This is a genomic window from Microvirga sp. GN3 (genome assembly GCF_055792825.1).
Genome location: NZ_JBVVAK010000281.1, coordinates 1 through 5,472, shown reverse-complemented (window position 1 = coordinate 5,472; position 5,472 = coordinate 1). Strand labels below are relative to the sequence as shown.

Sequence of the window (5,472 nt, the reverse complement as noted above, 5' to 3'; positions counted from 1 at the left end):
CCCGGTCTGCGACCAAGTCCCAGGCTGTTCCCGCGCCATCCCGCTCCTCCGCAGGATCGCGCACGGCGGCTCGCTCGACCTCCGGCACGTCGAGGTCACGGTCCACGACGCAGGCCCACTCCGCGTCCCGCTCGCGAGCACAGGGCGGCCTGCTGGACCCGATGGCGTGGCTCTCGACCTTGGAGACAACGCTCACCTCCCCGCAGGCTCGCGCGGTGATGGCGGAGGCCCTCAGGGCGGTCGCGAACGTGCTCGAGAAGCCGCAGGGCAGCGAGCAAGGCCAAGGCGGCGGAACACAAGAAGGCAGGGACGCCGTGTCGGCGGCCGGAAGCCTCGGCGCCGAGATTGTCGCCGCTCCGCTGGAGGTCGCAGCGGCGGCCATTGGTGCCGCAGGGGAGGTCGTGACGAGCGCCCTTAGCGGTTCATCAGGCGAGGAGCGCGGCACCGGCGACCGCCGGAAGGGCGGCAGGCGATCCTCCTCGCGGAAGAAGTCAGCGGCGGTTGGTGGCTAGCCGGCCAGATGATCGGTCGGCGGCTCTGCATTCCATGAGAAAGAAGGCCGCCCCTTGGTAGGCGGCCTTCTCGTCATCCGAAATCTTCAAGGTGCGCTCAGGCCGCCTCGGCGACAGGGGCTGGGCCTGCTTCATCCATGGCGCGCATGTAGACGTCGAGCAGAGACTCGTGCTCGTCGCGCTCGTCCTGATCCTGCTTGCGCAGCTTGATGATCTCCTTGAGGATCTTCACGTCGAAGCCCTCGCCCTTGGCCTCGGAGAAGACTTCCTTCTTGGCTTCGTTCAGGTCCTTGATCTCGTTCTCGATCTGCTCGATGCGCTTCCCGAACGAGCGGATCCGTTGCCCGGAATTCCAACGACGTCACTCATGGCTTCTCCTTTGCCGTACGTAGGCCGGCACTATCCAGCATCCGAGTAAGCACCCGTTAATGCGGAGCAGCAACCGCGCATGACGCCATCACAAGCCAACCTCAGGAGTTGGCACGCCTGAGACGTAAGCGCTTGGTCCGCCTTTCAATTACCCACATTTTTGGTCTGATGGGCCGCGCTTGCCTGACCAGCCCCTGTCGTGATTCCTTATCGAGCACCTCATTGTCTATGAGGGGCATCTCATGGGCTGGATTCTCTCTAAGCTCTCCCGTGATCTCCCCCATCCCTGTGGGTTGAGCCCCTGATCAAGCTGTCCTTTGTCTGCTGGGCCAAGGCCGCAAGGGAGCCGGGCTATGACGAAGGCACACCTCCCTGCCACCCATCCCACACAGGTGGCTGATGCGATCTCTTGGATCAAGCGGGAGCTCGCCGGCTGCCACTTTCGGGACCGCCGTCTTGACCAGCGCCTGCGCAAGCTCCTGACCCACATGGCTGGTGCCATCGGCGGCAGCCTTCCGCTGGCCTGCCAGGACTGGGCCAACACCAAAGCGGCCTACCGCTTCCTGTCCAATCCCAAAGTCAGCGAACACGAGATCCTCCGCGGCCATTTCCAGGCCACCCGCACCCGCTTTGCCGCCGTCGGGGGCCCCTCCTGGTCATTCAAGACACGACTGAACTGTCCTACGAGAGAGCACAGCCTGGACCGATTGGCGCGACCCGCCGGGTCAACAGCGGCCGGGATAAGGCAGGCCGGTTGCGGATGCACACGGTCTGCGGGCTGCTGATGCATTCTTGCCTGGCTGTGACGGCGGATGGGCTGCCGCTGGGGCTCTCGGCGATCCAGTTTTGGACGAGGCCTCAGTTCAAGGGCACCCGGACGCTCAAGCGCAAGATCAACCCGACCCGGGTGCCCATCGACCAGAAGGAGAGCATCCGATGGCTGGAGTGCATGAGGCAGTCCGTGGCGCTGTTTGGCGCGCCCGAGCGCTGTATTCATGTCGGCGATCGCGAGAACGACATCTACGAGTTCTTTTGTACGACTCAGGCTCTGGGAACGCACTTCCTGGTCCGGACCTGCGTGGATCGGCTGGCCGGCAATGGCCTGCACACCATCGCCGACGAGATGCAGGAGGTGAAGATCAAAGGACGGTATCAGGTGGACGTGCATACTGCTAAAGGTGACGTGAGCTCTGCGATTGTGGAGCTCAAATACCGCCGGATCCACGTTCTGCCTCCGATCGGCAAACAGAAGCGCTATCCAGCCCTGACCCTGACGATCATCCATGCGAAGGAGCGTCACACCCCTAAAGACCGGGCGCGGATTGACTGGAAGCTGATCACGGATCTTCCGGTGCGATCCCGCGCAGACGCGATCCAGATGCTCGACTGGCACGCCATGCGCTGGAAGGTCGAGCTGTTCCACAAGATCCTGAAGTCCGGGTGCCGGACGGAGGAGACCAAGCTCAGAACGGCGGAGCGGCTGGTGAACCTGCTCAGCATCTACTGCATCCTGAGCTGGCGCATCTTCTGGATGACGATGCTCAACCGGGTCGTTCCGGACGTGCCACCGCGGCTGGCCCTGACGGCTCTGGAAATCGATCTGCTCGACGAGCTGGTAAGAGACAGAGGCCAAGTGTTGCTGCGGAGAAAGACACTCTCGCATTACCTGACCAAGATTGCTCGCATAGGCGGCTATCTCGCGCGTGGGCATGACCCTCCACCCGGCAATACTGTCATGTGGTGAGGACTTTCGCGCCTGATGGATATCGAACTCGGCGCCAAGATCGGCGCGCAAATCTATGGGTAATTGAAAGTTGGTCCGCTTCGGCACTCAAGAGCCGACGTTTGTTGAGTGGGCGGAAGGTGAAAGGTTGACCCACATGAGACCTTCCCGATGATCCGCCTTGCGGGACCTATCCCGCTTGAACGTGGTCTCCTGCAAAGCGTCGCTACCGGATCATGGCGGTGGTATCCTGCACGAGCGCTTTTGAGAGGTCGGCAACTCGACAGGGCGTGTCGCGTCGACTGCCCCCTTCGGCAGATCTCCTCAAGGAGAAACAGCCATGGCGACAGCATGGGTGGAGCGGCGGTTGGTGGCGATCCTGGCGGCGGACGTCGTCGGGTACTCTCATCTCGTGGAAATGGATGAAGCCGGGACGCTCGCCGCCCTGAAAGCCTTGCGGCGCGAGATCATCGATCCGCTTCTCGCCGAGCACCACGGGCGCATCGTCAAGCTGATGGGCGACGGGGCCCTTGCCGAGTTCGGCTCAGTGGTGGATGCGGTGGCCTGTGCCGTGGCGGTGCAGAAGAGCGTCAGGGATCGGCAGGATGGCGTCCCTTTGGAACGGCGCATTGTCTTCCGCATCGGCATCAACCTCGGCGATGTGGTGGTGGAGGGAGATGACCTGCTCGGCGACGGCGTGAACATCGCGGCGCGGCTGGAACAGATCTGCGAGCCCGGTGGCGTGCTGATCTCCGGCACGGCCTATGACCAGCTTCAGGGCAAGCTCGACCTGCCGATCGAGTTTGCAGGCGAGCAGCGGGTCAAGAACATCGAACGCCCGATCCGGACCTATCGGATCCGGCGCGGGTCTGCATCACCAGGAGTGCTACCCTTCAGATCAGTTGCACGGCGCGGGCTCGCCGCCGCCGCCGCTGTCCTCCTGGCGATCGCCGGCGCGGTGGGGTGGTGGCTTTGGCCGTCCCCGGCAGCTTATGCCAGCAAACCGTCCATCGCGGTGCTGCCCTTTGCCAACCTGGGCGGGGACGACGCCACCGCCCGGCTGGCTGACGGGATCACCGAGGACATCATCACCGATCTGGCCCGCTTTCCCGAATTCGAGGTCGTCTCCCGCAACTCGACCGGGATCTACAAGGGCAAGGCCGTGGATGTGCGCCAGGTCGGACAGGACCTCGGCGTCGGCTACGTGCTGGAAGGCTCCTTCCAGCGCCAGGGCGAGCGCTTACGGGCGACTGTGCAACTCATCGATGCGGAGTCCGGAACCCACGTCTGGTCGAACCGCTGGGACCGCCCGGTCGAGGAGGTATTTGCCTTGCAGACCGAACTTGCCGAGCAGGTCGCCAACCGGCTCGGGAGCGGCGCTGGACTGATCCAGGAGGCCGGGCGCAAGGCCGCGAAGCGAAAACGGCCAGAGAACCTCAACGCTTACGAACTCTACCTTCTGGGGACGGAGAAGCTCGAGCAATCCACCAAGGAGAGCATCGACGAGTCCGTTCGCCTCCTAAAGCGGTCCGTCGAGTTGGACCCGACGCTGGCTCGGGCGTGGGTCGAGCTCTGCTGGGCCTATGTCGGCACGGCGGGTTTCGGGGCGGACCGCAATGAGGCACAGCGTCTGGCGCGGGATGCAGCCGAGCGCGCCGTTGCGCTCGACCCCAGCGATGCGGAGGCGCATGCCGCCATCGGCGACGCCATTGGCCAAACGGGAGATCTCGTGCGGGCCGAGGCCGAGTACGAGGAGGCGCTCCGTCTCAATCCGGGCTCAGCCGAGATCCTGACCTTCTATGCCGGCTGGGCCAGCAGTTTCGGCAAGCCGGAACGCGGCGCCGAGGCCGTCGACCGGGCCATCCGGCTCAACCCGCACTTCCTACCATGGCACGCAAGCCAGTTCAGCTATGCCTACTTCAACGTGGGACGATACGACGATGCCTTGCGCATGCTGGAGCGGCGTGCTGCGCTGCTTGCCGGCCTCGGACGGATAGACGACGCGAAAGCCGCCGTCGCGGAGACGCTCAAGCGCCATCCGGACATCACGATCCAGGGTTATGTCAGCGCGCCGGACTGGAGCGAGGCCGAGCGCCAGCGCCTCATTGAGACGATGCGCAAGGCTGGCTTTCCCGCATGTGCTATGCCCGAGGCGATAGCGCAAATCGCAAAGCCAGTGAGCCTTCCCGAGTGCCCGCAGCCCAGGGCCGCAAACTAGCACTGGTAGTTCTGGGTCGAAACGACATGGCGCTTGTGGCAGGAGGATGCCATGCGAGCTTTGTTGGTCGCCATGCTGCTTGTAACGGGTGCTTCTGCCTTCGCGCAGGGAGCGAACGGGTCCGACCACGGTCGGTGCCGACCAGCCGCAGCCCTCAAGGCGTGTCTCGACACCTACGGTTCCGAAGATTGCTCGGAGCGATGCAGGCGAGACCCCAAAGACTACAACTGTGAGGCCGATTGCCCTCGGCAAAACGGAGGTCAGATGGTCTTAGGTCCGACGAGAGGCTCTCGTTTGGTGATGAGACGGCCTCAGCACTTCCAGGCGGCGCCCCTCGTGCCTCTTCGCCACAGGAGTTATGGTGATGGTCCGCTCCTGGCACGTTGCTGAAGTAGTCGTCCGTGAAGAATATTCTATCGGCTTGAGTCACGCGCGTTGCGGCGATGGAGCATATCCGAGCAGCACCAGGACAAGGGCACATAAAATCGCTGCCAGCCATCGCAGCAGGAGCGAGAAGTTGTAGCCAACCGCCGCCAGTACGGCGTTGATGCGGTCGCCCTCCCGGCCTTTCAAATGATTGCGCCCCATCCGGTGCTCGGCCTTCAGGTGGCCGATCACCGGCTCGATCGCCGCTCGCCGTTTCATCTCAC

General features: G+C 63.7%; 5 protein-coding genes and 2 pseudogenes. 4 read left to right on the top strand and 3 right to left on the bottom strand.

The window, feature by feature from the left end:
- A partial coding sequence (locus tag ACS5Q1_RS46280; RefSeq protein WP_473104520.1) for a hypothetical protein occupies window positions 1–196 on the bottom strand: 196 nt, incomplete at its 3' end.
- Window positions 197–218: 22 nt separating this feature from the next.
- Here ACS5Q1_RS46280 and ACS5Q1_RS46275 point away from each other — a divergent pair.
- Window positions 219–512 carry a hypothetical protein gene (locus ACS5Q1_RS46275; RefSeq protein WP_473104519.1) on the top strand — a complete coding sequence of 98 codons (294 nt, stop codon included), beginning with the start codon at window positions 219–221 and terminating at the stop codon, window positions 510–512.
- Between the two features lie 97 nt (window positions 513–609).
- Here the strand turns inward: ACS5Q1_RS46275 and ACS5Q1_RS46270 are convergent.
- Window positions 610–881, bottom strand: a pseudogene (locus ACS5Q1_RS46270) (DUF2312 domain-containing protein).
- Window positions 882–1,234: 353 nt separating this feature from the next.
- On the opposite strand from ACS5Q1_RS46270, the gene ACS5Q1_RS46265 reads away from it, so the two are divergent.
- The 3 genes from ACS5Q1_RS46265 (at window position 1,235) to ACS5Q1_RS46255 (ending at window position 4,822) form a co-directional block, all read left to right on the top strand.
- Complete coding sequence (locus tag ACS5Q1_RS46265) at window positions 1,235–1,666, top strand: IS4/Tn5 family transposase DNA-binding protein (protein ID WP_473104518.1); 432 nt, start codon at window positions 1,235–1,237, stop codon at window positions 1,664–1,666.
- Window positions 1,558–2,625 (top strand): IS4 family transposase, encoded by a 1,068-nt coding sequence (locus ACS5Q1_RS46260; protein WP_473104521.1) that lies wholly within the window; start codon window positions 1,558–1,560, stop codon window positions 2,623–2,625. Before ACS5Q1_RS46265 ends, ACS5Q1_RS46260 begins: the two co-directional genes overlap by 109 nt.
- Window positions 2,626–2,944: 319 nt before the next feature.
- Window positions 2,945–4,822 (top strand): adenylate/guanylate cyclase domain-containing protein, encoded by a 1,878-nt coding sequence (locus ACS5Q1_RS46255; protein ID WP_473104517.1) that lies wholly within the window; start codon window positions 2,945–2,947, stop codon window positions 4,820–4,822.
- A 426-nt stretch (window positions 4,823–5,248) separates the two neighbouring features.
- Here ACS5Q1_RS46255 and ACS5Q1_RS46250 read toward each other — a convergent pair.
- Window positions 5,249–5,472, bottom strand: a pseudogene (locus ACS5Q1_RS46250) (IS5/IS1182 family transposase); the annotation flags it as partial.

Coding starts and splice junctions, on each gene's coding strand:
- ACS5Q1_RS46275 (WP_473104519.1), top strand. CDS start 219: ATGGCGGAGGCCCTCAGGGCGGTCGCGAACGTGCTCGAGAAGCCGCAG.
- ACS5Q1_RS46265 (WP_473104518.1), top strand. CDS start 1,235: ATGACGAAGGCACACCTCCCTGCCACCCATCCCACACAGGTGGCTGAT.
- ACS5Q1_RS46255 (WP_473104517.1), top strand. CDS start 2,945: ATGGCGACAGCATGGGTGGAGCGGCGGTTGGTGGCGATCCTGGCGGCG.